The sequence below is a fragment of the Pseudomonas sp. BW7P1 genome (assembly GCF_024981055.1).
GTDB lineage: Bacteria > Pseudomonadota > Gammaproteobacteria > Pseudomonadales > Pseudomonadaceae > Aquipseudomonas > Aquipseudomonas bananamidigenes.
Genome location: NZ_CP103374.1, coordinates 3,642,338 through 3,661,458, shown reverse-complemented (window position 1 = coordinate 3,661,458; position 19,121 = coordinate 3,642,338). Strand labels below are relative to the sequence as shown.

The window sequence follows — 19,121 nt, the reverse complement described above, 5'->3', positions numbered from 1 at the left end:
AACCCTCGCAGCGTTCCATTGACCTGCCACAGCCCCACGACTAACGGACCATGGATAATGGCCTTGTAGTGGCGTTTAATGCAGTCAAAACAATGAAAACGAGCGTGGGGTAACAAAATGACGAGAGATGGATCTCTGGTTGCGGCTGTGCCGGCACCAGTTGTTTTGCCGAAAAATCGCTGGCTGACGCCAACCCTGCAAAGCATCGCCTTGATGCTGTTGCTGGCCGCAATGGCTCTGGGCGAATGGTCCGTTTACGTGAGCATGCCGCTGGCGGTGCTGATTGTCTGGCTACCGCGCCTGCGTTCCCGAGCCGTCCCCGAAGCTCGACCGGTCGATGGCAGAAATGCGATGTCCGAGTTGACCCGCGACCTTTCCTACACCACCAGTCATAACGCGCTTTCGGCTGCAGGCGTGGCGTTTTCTGTCAAGGAGCTGGCGGGCCGGTTGCAGTCGCAACTCGATGCTGCCGCACAGATCGTCGATAACGCCGAAGTGATGATCGCCACCGAACAAGCGACATCTCAGCTCAGCCACGAAGCGCTGGGCGCCGCCAGCGAGGCCCATCACAGCAGCGCGGCGGGTCGGACCGAGCTGGTCGATTCCATTTCGCGCATGCATCTGCTCAGTCAGCGTGCCAATGCCAGTCGTGAACTGATCGAAGCCTTGAGCGAGCGAAGTGATGACATTCAGCGTGTGACGCTGGTGATTCAGTCCATTGCCAGCCAGACCAATCTTCTGGCGTTGAACGCCGCTATTGAAGCGGCCCGCGCCGGCGAGCACGGCCGCGGTTTTGCGGTGGTGGCGGATGAGGTGCGCGGTCTGGCAGCTCGTACGGCGACCGCCACCGGAGAAGTCGGCGAGATGGTCGCCGACATTCAGCAGCGTACGGCGCAGGTGGTGGAGCAGATTCGTCAGCTCTCCGATGATCTGCGTACCGGTGTCGAGCAGGTCGAGAACACCGGCCAACACCTGGAGAACATTGCGCGGCTGACGGCCGGGGTTGAAACCCAGGTCGGCGAAATCGCCCGAGGTGCCGAGACCAATCGCGAGCAGCTCGACAGCCTGTTCACGGCCATCGAGCAGATGCGCAGCGATCTGGCGATCAGTGACCAACAGACACGACGCCTGGCCGAAGCTGCGGTGCAGATGGAAGGACAGGCTGAAGTCATCAGTGAGCGCCTGGCCGAAGTCGGTCTGGATGACTATCACCAGCGCATCTACGATCTGGCGCGTGAAGGGGCTGTCCAGATTGCCGCGCGCTTCGAGGCCGATGTCGAGCAAGGGCGGATCAGCCTTGAGGACTTGTTCGACCGCCAGTATCAGCCGATCCCGAACACCCAGCCCGCCAGGTTCCAGACCCGCTTCGACCGTTACACTGATCAGGTGTTGCCGGCGATTCAGGAACCCTTGCTGCCGCGTCACGAAGGACTGGTCTTTGCCATCGCCTGCACGCAGCAGGGGTATGTGCCGACCCACAATCAGGCGTTCAGTCAGCCCCTGACCGGCGATGTGCAAATCGATACCGTGCACAACCGCACCAAACGCAAGTTTAACGATCGCACCGGCATTCGCTGTGGCAGCCATCAGCAACCGGTGCTGTTGCAGACTTACACCCGTGATACGGGCGAGCTGATGCACGATTTATCTGTTCCGATCATGGTCAAGGGACGGCACTGGGGTGGGTTGCGACTGGGCTACAAACCAGAAAGTCCGCGTTGACGCATTGTTGCCGGAACTGCAATTAAGCTGTGCACTGACGCTGCTGTTTCCATTTGATCCAAATCATTAACATGCCTGCATAGTTAGGTAGCTAATGAAAAATCGGAGGACAGCATGCAATGCAGAGTCGATGTCGCCGTGATGATCGGCAGCGGCGTTCCGGCCGGGCTTCGCGCAATGGGGCAGAGTGTCTGCTGGGTCGTGCTGCTCAATGGCGAGCGGCGTGGCACGGCGTTCGCCAGTCGCGACGAGGCCGAGGAGTGCAGGGCTGCGTGGCTCGCGCAACTGGGCGCCGAATCCTGTGACAGCCTGCACTGATCGTGATTACTTGCCCCGATGCAGGCGCACGTTCAACTCATCGACCATCACCGCTTCTTCACCATCGGCACGCAACCACTCCTTGAGCAACTGCGCCTGTTGCGGGTTCCAGAAGTCGGCATCGATCAGTTTGGTATCGGCATCGAGCGGGTGAGCTTCGATGAAGTCGTCAATTGCGGTTTCCTCTGAGGGCAGCCCTAACTGATCGAACAGTGTTGTCAGGTTGTAGGCAGGCATTTCCATGGTGTACTCCTTGAAAGTGGACGATCACTCTCATTATCTGAGGGGCCCACCGGTCAGGAGTTCGATTCGCGATTCCAGTGAACGGGCGAGGGCGCAGGCTGCGTTGTGATCCTCACGGAAACCTCTGACAAGACCCGTTGACTTTTCCCTGATGTGAAAAAAGGCGTTGCCTGCGGGAATCACCTGGAACATGGGCCCCCGGCCGAGTGACACCGATGCTGTGTCAGGGCCAGGACCTTGAGCATTCAGGACAAAGGGGTGTTCGCAAGCCACGGCAAAATGCGTCAAAGTGCACATATGAAGTCCTTTTCATGAGTTGACCCGCATTTACAGACGGTTGCGGGTAGTCGCGAGCAGCGTCGCTGCTCTAGAATCGCCAACACCTGTTGTCGGCATGGCGTTATCTAAAGCAATTTTTTGCGTGCGATATGTCGGAAAAGTGCTTTTCTTGGTGAGTTTTTTCCCTAAAGTTTGTAGTCACCATTCTCTGGCCCGCCTCGCGGCGTTTTCCTTCAACATTTGGAGAACGTCTTTGCAGGTTTCGCGGATGGCATTGCAGTAGTCTTGCCTGTCTCGCGCCGGATGAGCACTTCGTTCATTCCATTTTTCGGGTTCATCGCGCAACACCATCGGCCGGTCCGTTTTTATTGTCGTGGGCGTTATTCGCAGGCGGCACTCTTTCAAGTGTGGGGATGTTTCTTTGGCAGTCAGTAACCTCGATATGCATGCTTTGTTCGTGCTGGGTGATTTGCGGGCAAAGCTGGTCAAGCAGTTTCAGTCGCGTTTTGTTTACATCACCGAGCAAAACGCCGAAGGCATTTATGTTGCCGAAATCGACACCGAAAGCGCCTTGGTAGTCGATGACAAACCCGGCCTCAAGCTCAAGGTCGGCGATCACTTCAGCGCTTCGGTATTGCCCAGCCGTGAAGGCGGCAAGATGGACATCCGTTTTCGCGAAATCAAAATGACCGTGTACGGTCTGGGCGATTACGCTTTTGTCAGCACGGCAGACGGCCATGCCATCGTGTTCAAGGAAGGCCACAGCGCGGTCACCGTGTTCGCTGCCAATGAGCAATTGCAGGAAGGCCTGACCAAGACCCTCAAGGCCGTGACCGCCAAGGTCGCCAAGTGGCGCAAGGGCGAACTGGTGACCTTCAAGGCCAGCGAGTGACAGGTGTGAGTCGCGCCGATTTCCATTTGCAGAACCTCGACAGCGCTCGCGACGAAGCCCGGCGCCTGTTCGATGCGAAATCCGGATTGAAAGGCGCCTGGCTCGGCTGTGTCGCCTCGCAGATCTACACTTTGCAGCCTGCCGAATACGCCAGCATGGTCAGACGCGAGCTTCAACGCTTGCAGGAAATGTCGGAAAAGTAGCCTTGTCCGTGACATGCCCCTGAAAAAGCAGGAACCTCGTCTACAGTCAGTTGACTGAGTATTCAGAGGCTGGCGGTCTTCTGTCAGGCCTTCCTGCTATTGCTGTGAACAGCACGAGGTGCAAAGCATGAACGGATTTCGACGGTTGCTGGCCGCTGGTCTGGCCACGTTCGGTTTGTTGACAGTGGCGCCGGCAGTCAATGCCGCACAGGCGCCGATCCATTTCGCCGACCTGAACTGGGAAAGCGGCAGCCTGATCACCGACGTCCTGCGGATCATCGTCGAGAAAGGCTATGGACTTCCCACCGACACATTGCCGGGCACGACCATCACTCTGGAAACCGCGCTCGCCAACAATGACATTCAGGTCATCGGTGAGGAGTGGGCCGGACGCAGCCCGGTGTGGGTCAAGGCCGAGGCTGAAGGCAAGGTTGCCAGCCTCGGTGATACGGTAAAAGGCGCCACGGAGGGATGGTGGGTGCCGGAATACGTGATCAAGGGTGATGCCGCCAAAGGCATCAAGCCGCTGGCGCCGGACCTGCGCAGTGTCAGTGATCTGAAGAAATACAAGGATGTGTTCAAGGATCCGGAGAACCCGAAAAAGGGACGGTTCCTCAACAGCCCTATCGGCTGGACATCGGAAGTGGTGAACAAGCAGAAGCTCACGGCCTATGGATTGCAGGACGACTTCACCAATTTCCGCAGTGGCTCCGGTGCGGCGCTGGATGCCGAAATCAGTTCGTCGATCCGCCGGGGCAAGCCGGTGCTGTTCTATTACTGGTCGCCGACACCGCTGCTCGGCAAGTTCAAACTGGTGCAGCTCGAAGAGCCGCCGTTCGATGCCGAAGCCTGGAAGACCCTGACCGACGCCGATAACCCCGATCCGAAGCCGACCCGTTCCTTGGCGTCGAAGCTATCGATCGGCGTGTCCACACCGTTTCAGAAGCAGTACCCGGAGATCGTTGCGTTTTTCAGCAAGGTCGATTTTCCAATCGATGATCTGAACAAGGCGCTGGCCGAAATGAGTGAGAAGCACACACCGCCAAGGGACGCGGCGCAGGCGTTCATGAAGGCTCATCCGGATGTTTGGCAGGCGTGGCTGCCCAAGGACGTCGCGGACAAGGTTCAGGCGGGTCTGTAGCGTTGTGGCGAGGGAGCGCACTGCCTCGCCGGACAACATCAGAATCGGGTTTGTACGGCCAGTTCCAAGGTGCGTGGCGCGCCCAGGTAGTACGCCGGCGACACATGGGCGAACTCGGCATACACCTCGTTCGTCAGGTTACGCACGCGACCGGTGACGGTGGTATGGGAGTCGACCCTGTAGCTGAGAAAACTGCCGAACAACGTATATGACGGCACGGTCAGGGTGTTGGCATTGTCCGCATACACCGACGCCACATACCGCGCATCGACCCCGCCTTGCCATTGCGGTGAAAAGTCATAGGTCAGCCACAGATTGCCGACCCGGTCGGGGACGTTGGTCGGCGTGTTGCCCTTGCGTGAAACCACCACGCCAGCGGCGTTCTTTTCGTTGAAGTCATCGTACCGGGCGTCGACCCAGGCGAAGTTGCCTTCGACCAGCAGCTTGTCGGTGATCCGCAGGGAGTTTGCGATCTCGATGCCCTTCGAAGTTTGCTGACCGACTGGAATGCTGTTGGTAGGGTCCAGCGGATCGGTGACGGCAAAGTCCTTGCGTTCGATGGTGTAGGCGGCCACCGTCGCCGAGCCGCGTCCGTTCAGATAGTCGAACTTGCTGCCGATTTCCCATTGCTTGCCTGTTGAAACATCGAAGTCCTGAGTGCCATTGGGTTGCTCGGCGGCGGTGCTGTATTGCACATAAACGTTGGCTGACGGAATGAACTGATACGTCAGGCCGATACGCCCGGTGACCGGTTCCCAGCTGCGCTTGAGATGACGCGGGTTACTTGCGGTCACCGTGCGATGGTTGGTCACATCGAGGTCGATATCGTCATGGCGCAGGCCAGTGAGCAGCGAAAGTTTGTCGGTCAGTGCGAGACGGTTTTCAGCGAATAACGCTCTGGTGGTGACCGCATTGGTCTTGTCGCTGACAAAACCCGGTTTCGTGCCCGGTATGTCATAGAAGTGCCCCGGGCGGTAGTTGTCCGGATCCACGGTGCTCGCACCTTTGACATTGAGCGGAGAGTTGGTGGTCTGGTTGACCTTGTACTCGAAGCCACCGGACCAGGTGGTATCCAGGCCGAACAACGTGTTGTCGTGGCGCAGTTCGAACTGATTGCCATCCTGCTCACCCTGATGCCGGACCTGATAGGCGGTGGAGCGGTTCACGGCACTGTTGTCGGCGTTGTACTGGTAGGTTTCGAGGTTACGGTAATCGCGTTGGCTGTCGAGGTGATAAAGCGTGTTGCGCAGGGTTGTGCTGTCGTTGATCCGGTAATCGATGATCGAGCGCACCCAGATTGTCCGCTGCTCATAGCGACCGTCCTCGACGTTGTAGTTGTTAAAGCGGTTGTGGCGGTCGATTTTCAATTCTCCGGTCTTGGGATTGAGCACCGGGGTGCCCCAGTACGGGCTGTCTTCGTGTTCGTCCTGATATTCCAGGGCCAGGGTATGCGAGAGGTTCGGCGTCAGGTCACTGAGCAACGAAAATGCCATGCTCCAGGCATTGCGTTCCTGGCGGTCGATGTAGCCGTTGCTGGTGTTGTGGCTGATGTCGAAGCGCGCGTAATGCTGCACGTCGGCGCCGGGCTGGCTCAGGGCGTGATTGAGGCCGAAAGCGGTTTCAGTGGTGTCGTAGGTGCCGTAGCTGACCCGGCCTTCTGCGGCCTGCTCGTCGCGGGTGGCCAGCTTGGTCACGTAATTCAGCGAGCCGCCGACCGAGCCTGCGCCGTTGATCAGCGAGGACGGGCCACCCACCAGTTCCACCCGCTCATAAATCCACGAATCCACGGGGCGCGCCAGTCCGCCGGAAACGTTGACGCCATTGAACATCTGGGTGATCTGGCTGCTGGTGAAACCGCGATAGGAGACGAACCCGCCAAAGCCAGGCGGCGCACTGGCGTTCACCCCCGGCAAGGTGTTGGCTGCGTCCTGAAAGTTTTGCGAACCGTGACGTTCGATGTCATTGCGGTTGGCGATGGCAACCGAAGCCGGGGTGTCACGCACGCTAAGGCCAAGACGCGAGGCCATGCCGCTGGATTGGTCGAGGCTCAGGCCGGGTTCTGCGCCGGACACGCCATCAATGTTGATCGGCGCCAGATCGACCGTGGATTGCGCCCACACGTTGACCGACAGGCAGCCGCACAGGCTCGCCAGCAAGGTAAGTTGTTTCATCGATTGAATCCTGAATGCTTGTTTCGGAGTCAGCGCACAGGCGAACGCCGCGCGTTGGCGCAGTGAGCTGACAAATCAAAAAGGCAAAGACACTCAGGCGAGCGGCGGGGCGCGAGGATTGGCCGAAGGCCAGATGAAGCGGGCAGGGAGGTCAGCGCTGACAACGGCCGGCAGCGGCGGACTGTGTTGTTCCGGCAGGATCGCCAGCGTCAGGCTGGAGTTGAACGCCGGGCCCATGCCGCCGGTGGAGCACAGAGGACAGCCGAAAGCCTTGGCCAGGGTTGGCAGTTTTTCTTCGGAAGGACTGGAAGTCAGAGGCGCCTGGGTGCCCGGATCGATGGCACAGAACTGGCCGCCGATACCGTTGAGCTGCATGCCGACCATTTGTCCGTGACCGATGCTGCAGGCGAACACGTTGAACAGGACGCAGCAATAGAGCATCCAGGCCAGCAGTGAGCGATCGGAACGGGGGAATTTCATGGGGCGGCACTTTACCGCACCGCCGACCGGTCGTGCACATGGAAAAATGCCGACTAGGATGTTTTGTTCAAATCCCTGGAAAGGATTCTCGACCATGACCTTTGTGTTGGCTCAATGGCTGGTGACGATATTTGCGGCGATCAGCCTGATGCATGTGTATTGGGCGATGGGTGGACAGTGGGCGACCGTGGCGGTGATACCGCAGGTTCCGGTGGAAAACGGCGGACAGACACTCAGGCCGGCGTTCAAGCCATCAGGCTGGATCACGCTGGTGGTGGCGGTGGCCCTGTTGCTGATTGCCGCACTGGTGTGCATGAGAGTGGGCTGGTGGTTTTCGCCAGTGCATCACTGGGCGTTGCAGTGGGTCATCAGCGCAATTGCGCTGCTGATGTTCGCGAGGGCGATTGGCGATTCGGAACTGGTGGGTTTTTTCAAGGAAGTGAAGGGGTCGCGATTTGCCCGGCTCGACACCTGGGTCTACTCACCCCTGTGTCTGATATTGGGAGCCGGGCTGTTGGCCGTCGCCTGGATCTAGCTGCCGCTCTCGGTGCGTCGGCTGCTGACTTCGGCCGGCACATCATCCCCGGCCATGCGTTTGCGGAACAGCGCCGCCCGGGCCAGCAGCAGGGTGGTCACCGGCACTGTGATCGACAACAGGATCGGGATCAGCCAGGCGTGCAGCACAGGTCCGGACTTGAGCGCGGAAAAACAGATGATCGACGCCAGGGCCACGCACCACGCACCGAGAGTCGAGGCCAGTGCCGGCGGATGCATGCGCTGGAAGTAGTCCTTCATTCGCACCAGCCCGATTGCACCGATCAGGGCAAACAGGCCGCTGAGCACCAGCAGGATCGCCACCGGGATTTCCACCCACAGAGACAATTGAGCGTTCATTCGATCACCTCGCCACGCAGCAGGAATTTCGCCAGGGCAAACGAGCCGACGAAACCGAACAGCGCGATCAGCAGCGCCGCTTCGAAATAGGTATCGCTGGAGTAGCGAATTCCCAGGGTCAGCATCATCAGCATGGCGACGATGTACAGGTAGTCCAGCGCCAGTACCCGATCCTGCGCCGATGGCCCTTTGAACAGGCGAATCAGCGTGAACACCATCGCCAGAGAAAACAGGAAAAGCGTCAGCACAATGGCATTCGACAGCAGCGGGCTCATTCGAAAATCTCCATCAACGGTCGCTCGTACGTGATCTTGAAATGCTGGATGAATTGCGCCTCGTCATCCAGATCCCAGACGTGCATCAGCAGAATGCTGCGATCCAGCGCCAGTTCCGACCACACTGTGCCGGGCACGACCGTGCAGATCATCGACAACGCCGCCAAACCATGGGCATCGCGCAGATCCAGCGGCACCTTGATGAAACGCGAGCGAGGCTGACGACGACCGGCGTTGAGAACGCCCCAGGCCACCGCCAGATTGGAAACCACCACGTCACGCCCGACCATCAGGATCAGGCGCAGAATCACGCCCGGACGGCGGATGTGAATACGTTGCGGACGCAGTTTGCGCATCATCAGCGGCGCGCAGAAACCCAATGCCGCCCCCAGCAGCAGATTGCCGGGGCTGATCGACAGGTTCAGCACCAGCCACAGCAACCACAATGCAAGTGACAGCCACGGAGCAGGGAACAGGCGCTTCATGGTTGCACCTCCAGCAGCGCAGCCTTGGCTTCGGGGCCCGGAACGGCGCGAGTGCCGAGCACCGCCATTACGTATTGCTGCGGATTGTTCAATGCGTCTGCTGCGGCCTGGGTGTAACGCAGCAGCGGTTCAGCCTTGAAGGTCAGGGCGATGCTCAGGCCGAGCAGCAGGAAAATCGGCGTGCACTCGAGTTTGCGCAGCACCGGTGACGGACGTTCTTCCGGTGACCAGAAGCGCTGGATGCCCAGTCGCGAGAAGGCCATCAACGAGCCGAGGCCGGTGAGGATCAGCAGTGCCAGCAAGCCCCAGGCCGCCATGGTAATCGGCTCTCCGGCACCCAGGCCCAGCGGGTTGAGCAGGGCGCCGATCAGGCTCAGCTTGCCGATGAATCCCGACAATGGCGGCATGCCGACGATCAGCAGCGCACAGGCGATGAAGCTCAGACCGAGGAACGCCATGGTCCACGGAATCACCTGACCGACCACGGCTTTCTGGTCATCGTCGAGGTTGATGCCCTTGACCGGTGGCTGCCATTGTTGCGGACGCGGAAGCAGCTCGTTTTCGTCCTCCAGTGGTACTTCGATGGCGGTTCGCGAACGTTCGATCAGTTCCGCCAGCAAAAACAGTGCGCTCAGGGCCAGGGTCGAGCTGACCAGATAGAACAGTGCTGCGCCAATGAGGTTCGGCTGGGCGAAACCCACTGCCGATAACAGAATACCCGCCGACACCAGAATGCTCAGGCTGGCCATGCGTTCCAGGCGTTGCGCGGCGATGATCGCCACGCCGGCGCAGAGCATGGTCGCCATGCCGCCGTAGATCAGCCAGTCACCGCCGAAGTAGGCCGAAGCACCGGCCTGCCCGGAGAACAGCAGCGTCCACAGGCGCAGCAAGGTGTAGACGCCAACCTTGGTCATGATCGCGAACATCGCCGCCACCGGCGCGCTGGCCGAGGAATAGGCCGGTACCAGCCAGAAGTTCAGTGGCCACATTCCGGCCTTGGCCAGGAATGCCACCGCCAGGATGGCCGCGCCTGCATGCAGCAGGCCTCGGTCGGCTTCCGGCACCAACGGAATCTTCATGGCCAGGTCGGCCATGTTCAACGTGCCGGTGACGCCGTAGATCAATGCCGCGCCGATCAGGAACAGCGACGACGCCAACAGGTTGATCGAAATGTAATGCAGCCCCGACGACACCCGCGCCCGGCCCGAGCCGTGGAGCAGCAAACCGTAGGAGGCCGCGAGCAGCACTTCGAAGAACACGAACAGGTTGAACAGGTCCGCCGTGAGGAACGCGCCGTAAAGGCCCATCAACTGAATCTGGAACAGCGCATGGAAGCTTGAGCCTGCGCCATCCCAGCGGGCCATGGCGAACAGCAGGGCGCTGACGCCGATGATGCCGGTCAGCACGAGCATCAATGCCGAGAGGCGATCGACCACCAGGACGATGCCGAACGGGACTTGCCAGTTGCCCGGCAGGTAGACGCCGATGGAGCCGGGTACGCCGGTGGTCTGGGTCCATTGCAGCAACAGCAGGGAAATCACCAGCCCCAGCAGGCTGGAAAACAGGTTGATCTTTGCCTTCAGCGGACGGTGTTTTTCGCCAAGCATCAACATGATGGCAGCCGTCAGCAGCGGCAGCAGGATCGGCGCAGCGATCAGGTGCGTCATCGCCGTCATTCCCTGGGCTCCCGGCCGTCCACATGGTCGGTGCCGGTCAGGCCCCGTGAAGCGAGCAGTACCACTAGAAACAGTGCGGTCATGGCGAAGCTGATGACGATCGCCGTCAGCACCAGCGCCTGAGGCAGCGGGTCGGTGTAATTGAGCAGATCCTGCGGCACACCGTCCTTGATGATCGGTTCTTTACCGATGAACAGGCTGCCCATGCTGAAGATGAACAGATTGACGCCGTAGGACAGCAGGCACAGGCCCATGACCACCTGGAACGTCCGCGGACGCAGGATCAGCCAGACGCCGGAGGCGGCGAGCACGCCGATGGCGATTGCAATGACTTCTTCCATCAGACGGCTCCTTTGATGGCAGCGGTTTTGTGGCCCCGGACCGATTGGTGGGCGAGGGCGGTGAGGATCAACAGCGTCGACCCGACCACCACTGCGTATACGCCAATATCGAAGAACAGCGCGCTGGCGATATGGATGTCACCCAGTACTGGCACGTTGAAATGCCAGGTGTGCGTGGTGAGGAACGGGTAACCCGCCAACATCGCGCCGAGACCGGTGACCGTGGCGAACAGCAGCCCGGTACCCATCCAGCGAAGCGGTCGCAGGCTCATTTGCGCCTCGACCCACTGGGTGCCGGCGACCATGTATTGCAGGATGAACGCCACCGACATCACCAGGCCGGCGACAAACCCGCCGCCCGGCTGGTTGTGCCCGCGCATGAACAGATAGAACGACACCACCAGCGCTATCGGCAGCAGCAGGCGCACCAGCACCGCCGGCACCATCATGAAACCGAGTGCGGTGTCGCTGGCCGAACGGGGGTTGACCAGATCGGTGACCACGTCCGGCGCCAGCAGGCGTTGCTGGGCGGGCAGTTGCAGGCTTTCTTTCGGCGGACGGAAACGGCGCAGCAGGGCAAACACGGTCAGCGCCACGGCCACCAGCACGGTAATTTCGCCGAGGGTGTCGAAACCACGGAAGTCCACCAGCATCACGTTGACCACATTGCTGCCGCCGCCTTCAGGCAAGGCGCGACTCAGATAGAACGAAGAAATGTCGTTCGGGGTCTGCCGGGTCAGCATCGCGTAGGACAGCAGCGCCATGCCCCCGCCGACGGCAATCGACAGCAACAGGTCGCGCAGACGCCGCACTCGCGCCTTGCGCAGACTGCTCGGCAATGGCGAAACCTCTTCGATGCGTCGTGGCAGCCAGCGCAGTCCAAGCAGGATCAGCACCGTGGTCACCACTTCGACTACCAGTTGCGTCAGGGCCAGATCCGGTGCCGAGAACCAGACGAAGGTCACGCAGGTCATCAGTCCGCAGACACTGACCATGGTCAGGGCGGCGAGACGGTGATATTTGGCCTGCCATGCGGCACCGAGGGCGCAGGCGATTGCCAGCAGCCACAGGGTCACGAACACGATGGAGCCGGGGATTTTCGGCCGGTCGCCCCAACTCAGGCTGCTGTGCAGCATCGGGATCAACCCGGCGAGCACCGCCGCCAGGACCATCAGGAACAGCTGGGTTTGCAGGCGCCTGGTGCCGATCCGCCGCTCCAGTCGGCGAGCCAGACGCATCATCGCGACGAGACTGCGCTCGAACAGGCGCTTGCCGTTGAAGCGGCCCACCAGCGGCGGGAACTTGAAACGGCCGCGCTTGAGCTGATTGCGCAGCAGCAGATAGACCACGATGCCGCCGGACATGGCAATCAGGCTCATGATCATCGGGGCGTTGAGGCCGTGCCAGATCGCCAGGCTGTATTGCGGAAGTACGCCGCCGACTACCGGCAGTGCAGCCGCCGCCAGCAACGGGCCGACGATCTGGGCCGGGAAAATTCCGACCAGCAGGCAGGTGAACACCAGCAGTTCAACCGGTGCGCGCATCCAGCGTGGTGGCTCGTGCGGAGTGTGCGGCAAATCGGTGGCGGTCGGGCCGAAGAACACGTCGACGGTGAAGCGCAGCGAGTAGGCAACGCTGAACGTACCGGCGATGGTCGCCACGATTGGCAGTGTTGCTTCAACCCAGGCCGTGGCATTGATGAACACGGTTTCGGCGAAGAACATTTCTTTCGACAGGAAACCGTTGAGCAACGGCACGCCGGCCATGGAGGCACTCGCGACCATTGCCAGAGTGGCGGTGAACGGGATCAGTTTGAACAGACCGTTGAGCTTGCGGATGTCGCGGGTGCCGCTTTCGTGGTCGATGATCCCGGCGGCCATGAACAGCGAAGCCTTGAAGGTCGCGTGGTTGAGAATGTGGAACACCGCGGCGACGGCGGCCAGCGGGCTGTTGAGGCCCAGCAGCAGCGTGATCAGGCCGAGGTGGCTGATGGTCGAATAGGCCAGCAGTCCCTTGAGATCGTTCTGGAACATTGCGCAGTAGGCGCCAAGCAACAGCGTGGCGGCGCCAGCGCCGCTGACGATGTAGAACCACTCTTCACTGCCGGACAGCGACGGCCACAACCGGGCGAGCAGGAACACCCCGGCCTTGACCATGGTCGCCGAGTGCAGGTAAGCCGAAACCGGTGTCGGCGCCGCCATGGCGTGGGGCAGCCAGAAGTGGAAGGGGAACTGCGCACTTTTGCTGAGGGCGCCGATGAGAATGAGGGGAAGCAGGATGGGGTAGAGGGCATGTGCACGAATCAGATCACCGGCGGCCAGGACCTTGTCCAGGTCATAGCTGCCGACGACATGGCCGAGGATCATGACCCCCGCCAGCAGGCACAATCCTCCCGCACCGGTGACCATCAGCGCCATGTAGGCGCCGCGCCGGGCGTCGTGGCGGTGGTGCCAGTAGCCGATCAACAGGAACGAAAAAAGGCTGGTCAGTTCCCAGAAGAACACGATCTGGATCAGGTTGCCGGAAATCACCAGCCCGAGCATGGCGCCCATGAATGCCAGAAAGAACGCGAAGAAACGCGGCACCGGATCGTCCGGCGACATGTAATAACGGGCATACAAGGAAACGAGGGTGCCGATGCCCAGCACCAGCATCGAGAACAGCCAGGCGAAACCGTCCATGCGCAGGACGAAGTTCAGCCCGAGGCTGGGCAGCCAGTTGAACTCTTCGCGAATCACGCCGCCATGGGCGATTTGCGGGTACAGCATGGCGACAGCAACGGTTCCGATCAAGGCGACCAGACCGGCCAACAGGGATTCGGCGTTACGTGCGTTGTGTGGCAGCACCGCGGCCACACAGCTGCCCAGAAAAGGCAGAAGCAGTAGAACTATCAGGGACATAGGCTTCTAATCTGCGGAAGTTTGTGAAGCATCATACGTGCCAGCTCCCGGATCGCCAAACGCGAGGATGTCTCTGAATCCTACAAAATAGACGCAAAATCCTCGTTCAGCCTTCTGTCTCGCGCTCGAACTCTTCTATGACCGCTTGTGTCGTTTTGCCCTTGGTCTTCAACTCACTGACAATCACCGCCGCCACGATCAGCCCCGCACCGACCAGGGCAATCGCTGGCAGGCGCTCGCCGGCAATTCTGCCGGCGATCCCGGCCCATACGGGTTCGCCGGCGTAGATCAGGGTCGCGCGGGTGGGTGAAACGCTTTTCTGCGCCCAATTCATGGCGACCTGAATCGCCGCGCTCATAGCGCCCAGCCCCAAAGCGGTGGTCACCAGCAGCCACGAGAAGTCCGGGATCGCCTCACCGGTCGGTACCACCATCAGAAATGCCAACGCCGAAGTCGTCGCCAGTTGCACCACCGTCACGCGGCGTACATCGACCTGGCCTGCATAGGTGCTGATCAGAATGATCTCCGCCGCGATGGCGATGGCGCTGATCAGCGTGGCGATTTCACCGGGACTGAAGTTCAACGATGCGCCAGAGGGCCCGGACAGCAGCATCAACCCGGTAAACGCCAGCATGATGCCGATGCTCGGCATCAAGCCGGGACGCCGGCCCAGCACCAGCCATTGCAGCAGCGGCACGAACGGTACGTACAGTGCCGTGATGAACGCTGACTGACTGCTCGGAATACTCTGCAAGCCTACGGTCTGCAAGCCATAACCGAGCAGGATGGCCACGCCGATGAAGGCACCCGCCTTGCATTCGAACAAGGTCAGTTCGCGCAAGTGTTTCCAGGAAAACAACGCCACGATGCTCGCCGCTGCGGCAAAGCGCAGGCCGACAAAAAACATCGGGCCACTGACGCTCATGGCGTGCTGCACCAGCAGAAAGGTGCCGCCCCAGAGCATGGTGATCAGCACGAGCACGCACTCGGCCTTGCTGAACCGGGAAAACCGCAGGGGCGTTTGAGAGGGACTGGCTGACGTCATGATCTTGCACACTTTTGAAGAGGGAACGCACAATGCGCCAAATGTTGCGCAGTATACTGCCCAACCTCAACCAGTGAGCAATATAGTGCACAAAGATTCCGTTCAACGGGCCTCGGTCCTGCAGCACGTCAGCCAGAACGTCCGACGCTTGCGCCATGCGGCCGACATGAGCCAGACGACTCTTGCGGAAAAGTCCGGGGTCAGTCGGCGCATGCTGGTGGCCATCGAAGCCGGCGAAAAAAACGTCAGCCTGACCACGCTTGACCGCGTCGCCGAAGCCCTCGACGTGGCCTTCAGCGATCTGATCCAGGCTCCGGACAACCGCGACCCGGGTCGTATCAACGAACTGGCCTGGGCCGGCAGCATTCCCGGCAGCAAAGCGGTTTTGCTGTCCAAGGCCAGTGCCACCCGCGCAGTGGAGCAGTGGGAATGGTGCCTGCAACCGGGCGAGGTCTATCCTTCCCAACCGGACGCCGACGGCTGGAGCGAGCAGATTTTCGTGTTCGAGGGCTGCCTGACCCTGATGCTTGGCGACCAGCCGCAGCACATCGCCGCCGGGGAGTTTTTCATGTTCGCCAGCAATCAGCCACACACCTATCGCAACGATGGGGACGTCGCGGCGCGTTTCGTGCGTAATGTGGTGATCTGACTGTTGCAGGGTCGACAGCGGGTAAACAGTTTGTACTGTTCTGCGTGCGAGATATTTTAAGTTTGTTTTTCAACTTGTTGATAAATAACGAAAAAATATTCAGGCATGACTCCTGCTTTGGATTCTGGATCCTCATCCGGAACCACGGAGTCGCCTCACATGACCGCTTCAACTCAAACCACTGAACGCCTCCTGAAAATCGGGAGTGCTTTCTGATGCCTCGCGAAATTCGTCTCAACGCCTTCGACATGAACTGCGTCGGCCATCAGTCACCGGGCCTGTGGGCGCATCCGCGTGACCGTTCCTGGCAGTACAAGGATCTGGAGTACTGGACCGATCTGGCGAAAATACTTGAGCGTGGCAAGTTCGACGGGTTGTTCATCGCCGACGTGCTGGGCATCTACGACGTGTATAACGGCAACGGCGAGGCGGCGATCCGGCAGGCGGCGCAGGTGCCGGTCAATGATCCGCTGCAACTGATCCCGCCGATGGCGCTGGTGACCGAGCATCTGGGTTTCGGTCTGACCGCTTCGTTATCCTTCGAGCATCCGTATCCGTTCGCCCGACGCCTGTCGACTCTCGATCACCTGACCAAGGGCCGTGCCGGCTGGAATATCGTTACCTCTTATCTGGAAAGCGGCGCGAAAAACATCGGTCAGCAAGCCCAGACCGAACACGACGCGCGTTACGACTTTGCCGAGGAATACCTGGAGGTCTGCTACAAGCTCTGGGAAGGCAGTTGGGAGCAGGGCGCGATTTTGCGGGATCGTGAACGGCGAATTTTCAGCGATCCGAGCAAGATCCACGAGATCCGCCACCAGGGTAAACACTTTCAGGTGCCGGGTATCCACCTCTGCGAGCCGTCGCCACAGCGTACGCCGGTTCTCTATCAGGCCGGGGCGTCCAGCCGGGGCAAGCAGTTTGCCGCCGAGCATGCCGAGTGCGTTTTCGTCGCCGCGCCGTCGAAAGTGCTGCTCAAGAAAACCGTAGCCGATATCCGCCGCCGCGCCGCGGAGGCCGGGCGCGATCCGTCGAAGGTCCTGATCTTCAATTTGCAAACCGTGATCCTCGGCGAGACTGACGCCAAGGCCAAAGCCAAGTTCGAAGAGTACAAATCCTGGGTGAGTTACGAGGGTGCGATGGCGCTGATTTCGGGCTGGACCGGCATCGACTTCAGCCGCTTCAAACCGGACGAACCGCTCAAGCACGTCCACACCAACGCGATTCAGTCGGCGGTCGAAGCGTTTTCCACGGCGGACCCGAACAAAGTCTGGACTCCGAATGAACTGGCTGACTGGGTCGGCATCGGCGGTTTCGGCCCGCTGTTCGTCGGTAGTCCGCAAACGGTGGCGGACCTGTTGCAGGAATGGGTCGATGAAACCGACGTCGACGGTTTCAACCTGGCTTACGCGCTGACCCACGAAACCTTCATCGACGCCGTGGAATTGCTGGTGCCGGAGTTACAGAAGCGCGGCGTCTACAAGACCGAATATGCCCCGGGGACATTGCGGGAGAAGCTGTTTGGCGAGGGGCCGAGGTTGCCGGAGATTCATCCAGGCAGCGGTTATCGAAACCTGGGCGAATTGCATCGTCAGGAGAAAAAGGTCGCGTCTGTCTAGACTCGTTCGCGGTGTCTGCACGACACTGGCTCGAGCAACCCTCTGCAGCGAGAACGGCATGACTCAAACCGATACGACCGCCATCCGTCACGCCGACATCCTGATTGTCGGCGGCGGTCTCAGCGGCACGATGCTGGCGGTGCAATTGCTGCGCCTGTCGGGACGGCGAAAGATTCTGGTGGTCGAGCCCAGGGCTGAATTGGGCCGCGGCGAAGCGTACAGTGCGGTTGAGCTGGGGCACACGCTCAACGGTAACGCGGCGCGGATGAGCGTCGACCCGGACAATGCCGATGACCTGACCCGATGGCTGACCGAACACATTGCCGGCGGCGGCTGGCCGGAGTCGGATCATCAGCATGTGCCGGTCAGTGAATTGTTTCCGCCACGGGGGCTGTTCGGTGTCTATGTGCAGCAGCGACTGGCCGAGGCGCAGCAGGTGGGGGCGCAGCAGGGGGCGACCGTCGAGCATGTGTGCGCTGAGGTGGTTGATGTACAGACTTCGGCCGATTCGGTGCAGCTCACCTTGAGCGACGGCCAGCGACTGCAAGGTTTTTTCGCTGTGTTGGCGACCGGCATGTTTCCGGCCGCCCGCACGCCGCAAATGCAATCCAGCGGTCTCAACGCTGCCGCGCTGGATCCCTGGGACGTAAGCGCCATGCGTCAGCTCGATCCGCAATCCACGGTGCTGATCATCGGCTCCGGCCTGACCATGGTCGATGCGGTTGTGTCGCTGGAGCAGGCCGGGCATCGCGGGCCGATAGAAGTGTTTTCCCGACATGGATTATTGCCTCATGTGCGACGGCAGCCCCCGGCCTGGGTGGATTTCCTCGCCGAAGATCACACTATTCGCACGCCGCGCCAGTTAGTGCTCGAATTGCGTCGGCAGTGCAAAGACGCAATCGCCCAAGGCATCGACTGGCAGGCGCCTCTGGATACGGTGCGCGCTCACATCGGTCGGCTGTGGAGCCAGGCGAGCGACGTGCAGCGCCGGCAGTTTGTGCGTCATGTGCGACCGTGGTGGGAAAGTCATCACCATCGCTCGCCGCCGCTGAGTGCGGAACTGGTCGAGCGTCTGCACCGTGAAGGGCGCCTGCGGATTCACGCTGCGTCCTATAAAGGACTTGAGCCTTTTTCTGGCGCTGGTGTGAGTATTCGCATTCGTCCCCGGGGTGAACAACAAACCTGCGTGGTGCGCGGCGCAGCCCTGATCAATTCCAGCGGTATCGAATACGACTGGCGCAGGGTCGACCGGCCATTGCCACAGCAACTGTTGGCCCGTGGCCTGGTACAACCGGGGCCATTGGCGCTGGGGATCGCGGCGACGGTTGACGGTGCGGTGCTGGATGCACAGGGCAAGGTGTCAGAACGACTGTTCGCCATGGGCCCGCCACTGAGAGGGATGTGGTGGGAAAGTACGGCGGTGACCGATGTTGCGTTGCAGGCCAAGGCGCTGGCGGCGTATTTGGTGACTCACTCGTCGTAGCCGAATCCGGAGTCGTTCAGCGCGACGTAAAGAGACTGGTCTGCATTGCTTCCGGCCTCGCGGCCAATATTGACGGTATCGACATTCGGCGCGCCGGACTGGCCGACGCCACTCATGGCAACAGCAGGCCCATGAGCGCTGGCAATGGCGGCGGAGGTGCCACCGATCAGGGCGACGATAAACCCAAGGGCGATGAAGTCTTTCATGGGGCTGTACCCGAACAGGGGAGAAGGATGGCTGCCACTTTAGGGCGGTCGGCGCCAGAAGAAAAAACACCTTTTCGGATAGTCGTTATCAAAGATCTT

The 19,121-nt window shown here is 60.5% G+C and carries 21 protein-coding genes; 9 read left to right on the top strand and 12 right to left on the bottom strand.

Features of this window, described 5'->3' with window-relative positions; translation table 11 throughout:
- Positions 1-117 precede the first annotated feature (117 nt).
- Both NWV16_RS16295 and NWV16_RS16290 read left to right on the top strand, forming a co-directional pair.
- Positions 118-1,722 (top strand): methyl-accepting chemotaxis protein, encoded by a 1,605-nt coding sequence (locus NWV16_RS16295; RefSeq protein ID WP_260519886.1) that lies wholly within the window; start codon positions 118-120, stop codon positions 1,720-1,722.
- Between the two features lie 114 nt (positions 1,723-1,836).
- Positions 1,837-2,040, top strand: a complete 204-nt coding sequence (locus NWV16_RS16290; RefSeq protein ID WP_260519885.1) for a hypothetical protein — start codon at positions 1,837-1,839, stop codon at positions 2,038-2,040.
- A 6-nt stretch (positions 2,041-2,046) separates the two neighbouring features.
- On the opposite strand, the gene NWV16_RS16285 is transcribed toward NWV16_RS16290, so the two are convergent.
- Both NWV16_RS16285 and NWV16_RS16280 read right to left on the bottom strand, forming a co-directional pair.
- Positions 2,047-2,283 carry a DUF2789 domain-containing protein gene (locus NWV16_RS16285; protein WP_260519884.1) on the bottom strand — a complete coding sequence of 79 codons (237 nt, stop codon included), beginning with the start codon at positions 2,281-2,283 and terminating at the stop codon, positions 2,047-2,049.
- Positions 2,284-2,316: 33 nt separating this feature from the next.
- A complete protein-coding gene (locus NWV16_RS16280; protein WP_260519883.1) occupies positions 2,317-2,580 on the bottom strand; it encodes a hypothetical protein in 264 nt (87 codons plus the stop codon).
- A 424-nt stretch (positions 2,581-3,004) separates the two neighbouring features.
- Between NWV16_RS16280 and NWV16_RS16275 the strand changes: the two genes are divergently transcribed.
- From NWV16_RS16275 to NWV16_RS16265, 3 genes are all read left to right on the top strand, one after another.
- Complete coding sequence (locus NWV16_RS16275) at positions 3,005-3,454, top strand: hypothetical protein (RefSeq protein WP_065259750.1); 450 nt, start codon at positions 3,005-3,007, stop codon at positions 3,452-3,454.
- A 5-nt stretch (positions 3,455-3,459) separates the two neighbouring features.
- Positions 3,460-3,657 carry a hypothetical protein gene (locus tag NWV16_RS16270; RefSeq protein ID WP_260519882.1) on the top strand — a complete coding sequence of 66 codons (198 nt, stop codon included), beginning with the start codon at positions 3,460-3,462 and terminating at the stop codon, positions 3,655-3,657.
- A gap of 127 nt (positions 3,658-3,784) precedes the next feature.
- Positions 3,785-4,798 carry an ABC transporter substrate-binding protein gene (locus NWV16_RS16265; RefSeq protein WP_260519881.1) on the top strand — a complete coding sequence of 338 codons (1,014 nt, stop codon included), beginning with the start codon at positions 3,785-3,787 and terminating at the stop codon, positions 4,796-4,798.
- Between the two features lie 38 nt (positions 4,799-4,836).
- Here the strand turns inward: NWV16_RS16265 and NWV16_RS16260 are convergent, their stop codons facing one another.
- Together NWV16_RS16260 and NWV16_RS16255 are read right to left on the bottom strand one after the other, a co-directional pair.
- Positions 4,837-6,969 (bottom strand): TonB-dependent receptor, encoded by a 2,133-nt coding sequence (locus NWV16_RS16260; RefSeq protein WP_260519880.1) that lies wholly within the window; start codon positions 6,967-6,969, stop codon positions 4,837-4,839.
- Positions 6,970-7,062: 93 nt separating this feature from the next.
- Positions 7,063-7,449 carry a DUF2946 domain-containing protein gene (locus NWV16_RS16255; protein ID WP_260519879.1) on the bottom strand — a complete coding sequence of 129 codons (387 nt, stop codon included), beginning with the start codon at positions 7,447-7,449 and terminating at the stop codon, positions 7,063-7,065.
- A gap of 94 nt (positions 7,450-7,543) precedes the next feature.
- On the opposite strand from NWV16_RS16255, the gene NWV16_RS16250 reads away from it, so the two are divergent.
- Positions 7,544-7,984, top strand: coding sequence for a DUF3995 domain-containing protein (locus NWV16_RS16250; protein WP_065259755.1), 441 nt, complete (start codon positions 7,544-7,546; stop codon positions 7,982-7,984).
- Here the strand turns inward: NWV16_RS16250 and NWV16_RS16245 are convergent.
- The 7 genes from NWV16_RS16245 to NWV16_RS16215 all read right to left on the bottom strand — a co-directional run bounded on the left by NWV16_RS16245 (position 7,981) and on the right by NWV16_RS16215 (position 15,065).
- Positions 7,981-8,343 carry a Na+/H+ antiporter subunit G gene (locus tag NWV16_RS16245; protein WP_260519878.1) on the bottom strand — a complete coding sequence of 121 codons (363 nt, stop codon included), beginning with the start codon at positions 8,341-8,343 and terminating at the stop codon, positions 7,981-7,983. The genes NWV16_RS16250 and NWV16_RS16245 overlap by 4 nt on opposite strands.
- Positions 8,340-8,618 carry a K+/H+ antiporter subunit F gene (locus NWV16_RS16240; protein WP_065259757.1) on the bottom strand — a complete coding sequence of 93 codons (279 nt, stop codon included), beginning with the start codon at positions 8,616-8,618 and terminating at the stop codon, positions 8,340-8,342. The genes NWV16_RS16245 and NWV16_RS16240 overlap by 4 nt, the downstream gene beginning before the upstream one ends.
- Complete coding sequence (locus NWV16_RS16235) at positions 8,615-9,103, bottom strand: Na+/H+ antiporter subunit E (protein WP_260519877.1); 489 nt, start codon at positions 9,101-9,103, stop codon at positions 8,615-8,617. The genes NWV16_RS16240 and NWV16_RS16235 overlap by 4 nt, the downstream gene beginning before the upstream one ends.
- Positions 9,100-10,779: a monovalent cation/H+ antiporter subunit D gene (locus tag NWV16_RS16230; RefSeq protein ID WP_260519876.1), complete on the bottom strand. Its 1,680-nt coding sequence runs from the start codon at positions 10,777-10,779 to the stop codon at positions 9,100-9,102. Before NWV16_RS16230 ends, NWV16_RS16235 begins: the two co-directional genes overlap by 4 nt.
- Entirely contained in the window at positions 10,776-11,120 is a 345-nt protein-coding gene (locus tag NWV16_RS16225; protein WP_057007546.1) for a Na+/H+ antiporter subunit C, read from the bottom strand. The genes NWV16_RS16230 and NWV16_RS16225 overlap by 4 nt, the downstream gene beginning before the upstream one ends.
- On the bottom strand, positions 11,120-14,020 hold the full coding sequence (locus NWV16_RS16220) for a monovalent cation/H+ antiporter subunit A (RefSeq protein ID WP_260519875.1): 2,901 nt from the start codon (positions 14,018-14,020) through the stop codon (positions 11,120-11,122). The genes NWV16_RS16225 and NWV16_RS16220 overlap by 1 nt, the downstream gene beginning before the upstream one ends.
- A gap of 106 nt (positions 14,021-14,126) precedes the next feature.
- Positions 14,127-15,065 (bottom strand): DMT family transporter, encoded by a 939-nt coding sequence (locus tag NWV16_RS16215; protein ID WP_260519874.1) that lies wholly within the window; start codon positions 15,063-15,065, stop codon positions 14,127-14,129.
- Positions 15,066-15,150: 85 nt separating this feature from the next.
- Here NWV16_RS16215 and NWV16_RS16210 point away from each other — a divergent pair, with 85 nt between their 5' ends.
- From NWV16_RS16210 to NWV16_RS16200, 3 genes are all read left to right on the top strand, one after another.
- On the top strand, positions 15,151-15,714 hold the full coding sequence (locus NWV16_RS16210) for a helix-turn-helix domain-containing protein (protein WP_260519873.1): 564 nt from the start codon (positions 15,151-15,153) through the stop codon (positions 15,712-15,714).
- A 215-nt stretch (positions 15,715-15,929) separates the two neighbouring features.
- Entirely contained in the window at positions 15,930-17,333 is a 1,404-nt protein-coding gene (locus NWV16_RS16205; protein ID WP_260519872.1) for an LLM class flavin-dependent oxidoreductase, read from the top strand.
- A 58-nt stretch (positions 17,334-17,391) separates the two neighbouring features.
- Positions 17,392-18,816, top strand: coding sequence for an FAD/NAD(P)-binding protein (locus NWV16_RS16200; RefSeq protein WP_260519871.1), 1,425 nt, complete (start codon positions 17,392-17,394; stop codon positions 18,814-18,816).
- On the opposite strand, the gene NWV16_RS16195 is transcribed toward NWV16_RS16200, so the two are convergent.
- Positions 18,804-19,022, bottom strand: coding sequence for a hypothetical protein (locus NWV16_RS16195; RefSeq protein WP_260519870.1), 219 nt, complete (start codon positions 19,020-19,022; stop codon positions 18,804-18,806). The two genes, NWV16_RS16200 and NWV16_RS16195, sit on opposite strands and share 13 nt — an antisense overlap.
- Between the last annotated feature and the right edge of the window lie 99 nt (positions 19,023-19,121).

Excerpts from the sequence above, each read along its gene's own strand:
- NWV16_RS16295 (WP_260519886.1), top strand. The coding sequence starts at position 118 with ATGACGAGAGATGGATCTCTGGTTGCGGCTGTGCCGGCACCAGTTGTT.
- NWV16_RS16290 (WP_260519885.1), top strand. The coding sequence starts at position 1,837 with ATGCAATGCAGAGTCGATGTCGCCGTGATGATCGGCAGCGGCGTTCCG.
- NWV16_RS16285 (WP_260519884.1), bottom strand. The coding sequence starts at position 2,283 with ATGGAAATGCCTGCCTACAACCTGACAACACTGTTCGATCAGTTAGGG.
- NWV16_RS16280 (WP_260519883.1), bottom strand. The coding sequence starts at position 2,580 with ATGTGCACTTTGACGCATTTTGCCGTGGCTTGCGAACACCCCTTTGTC.
- NWV16_RS16275 (WP_065259750.1), top strand. The coding sequence starts at position 3,005 with ATGCATGCTTTGTTCGTGCTGGGTGATTTGCGGGCAAAGCTGGTCAAG.
- NWV16_RS16265 (WP_260519881.1), top strand. The coding sequence starts at position 3,785 with ATGAACGGATTTCGACGGTTGCTGGCCGCTGGTCTGGCCACGTTCGGT.
- NWV16_RS16260 (WP_260519880.1), bottom strand. The coding sequence starts at position 6,969 with ATGAAACAACTTACCTTGCTGGCGAGCCTGTGCGGCTGCCTGTCGGTC.
- NWV16_RS16255 (WP_260519879.1), bottom strand. The coding sequence starts at position 7,449 with ATGAAATTCCCCCGTTCCGATCGCTCACTGCTGGCCTGGATGCTCTAT.
- NWV16_RS16250 (WP_065259755.1), top strand. The coding sequence starts at position 7,544 with ATGACCTTTGTGTTGGCTCAATGGCTGGTGACGATATTTGCGGCGATC.
- NWV16_RS16245 (WP_260519878.1), bottom strand. The coding sequence starts at position 8,343 with ATGAACGCTCAATTGTCTCTGTGGGTGGAAATCCCGGTGGCGATCCTG.
- NWV16_RS16240 (WP_065259757.1), bottom strand. The coding sequence starts at position 8,618 with ATGAGCCCGCTGCTGTCGAATGCCATTGTGCTGACGCTTTTCCTGTTT.
- NWV16_RS16235 (WP_260519877.1), bottom strand. The coding sequence starts at position 9,103 with ATGAAGCGCCTGTTCCCTGCTCCGTGGCTGTCACTTGCATTGTGGTTG.
- NWV16_RS16230 (WP_260519876.1), bottom strand. The coding sequence starts at position 10,779 with ATGACGGCGATGACGCACCTGATCGCTGCGCCGATCCTGCTGCCGCTG.
- NWV16_RS16225 (WP_057007546.1), bottom strand. The coding sequence starts at position 11,120 with ATGGAAGAAGTCATTGCAATCGCCATCGGCGTGCTCGCCGCCTCCGGC.
- NWV16_RS16220 (WP_260519875.1), bottom strand. The coding sequence starts at position 14,020 with ATGTCCCTGATAGTTCTACTGCTTCTGCCTTTTCTGGGCAGCTGTGTG.
- NWV16_RS16215 (WP_260519874.1), bottom strand. The coding sequence starts at position 15,065 with ATGACGTCAGCCAGTCCCTCTCAAACGCCCCTGCGGTTTTCCCGGTTC.
- NWV16_RS16205 (WP_260519872.1), top strand. The coding sequence starts at position 15,930 with ATGCCTCGCGAAATTCGTCTCAACGCCTTCGACATGAACTGCGTCGGC.
- NWV16_RS16200 (WP_260519871.1), top strand. The coding sequence starts at position 17,392 with ATGACTCAAACCGATACGACCGCCATCCGTCACGCCGACATCCTGATT.
- NWV16_RS16195 (WP_260519870.1), bottom strand. The coding sequence starts at position 19,022 with ATGAAAGACTTCATCGCCCTTGGGTTTATCGTCGCCCTGATCGGTGGC.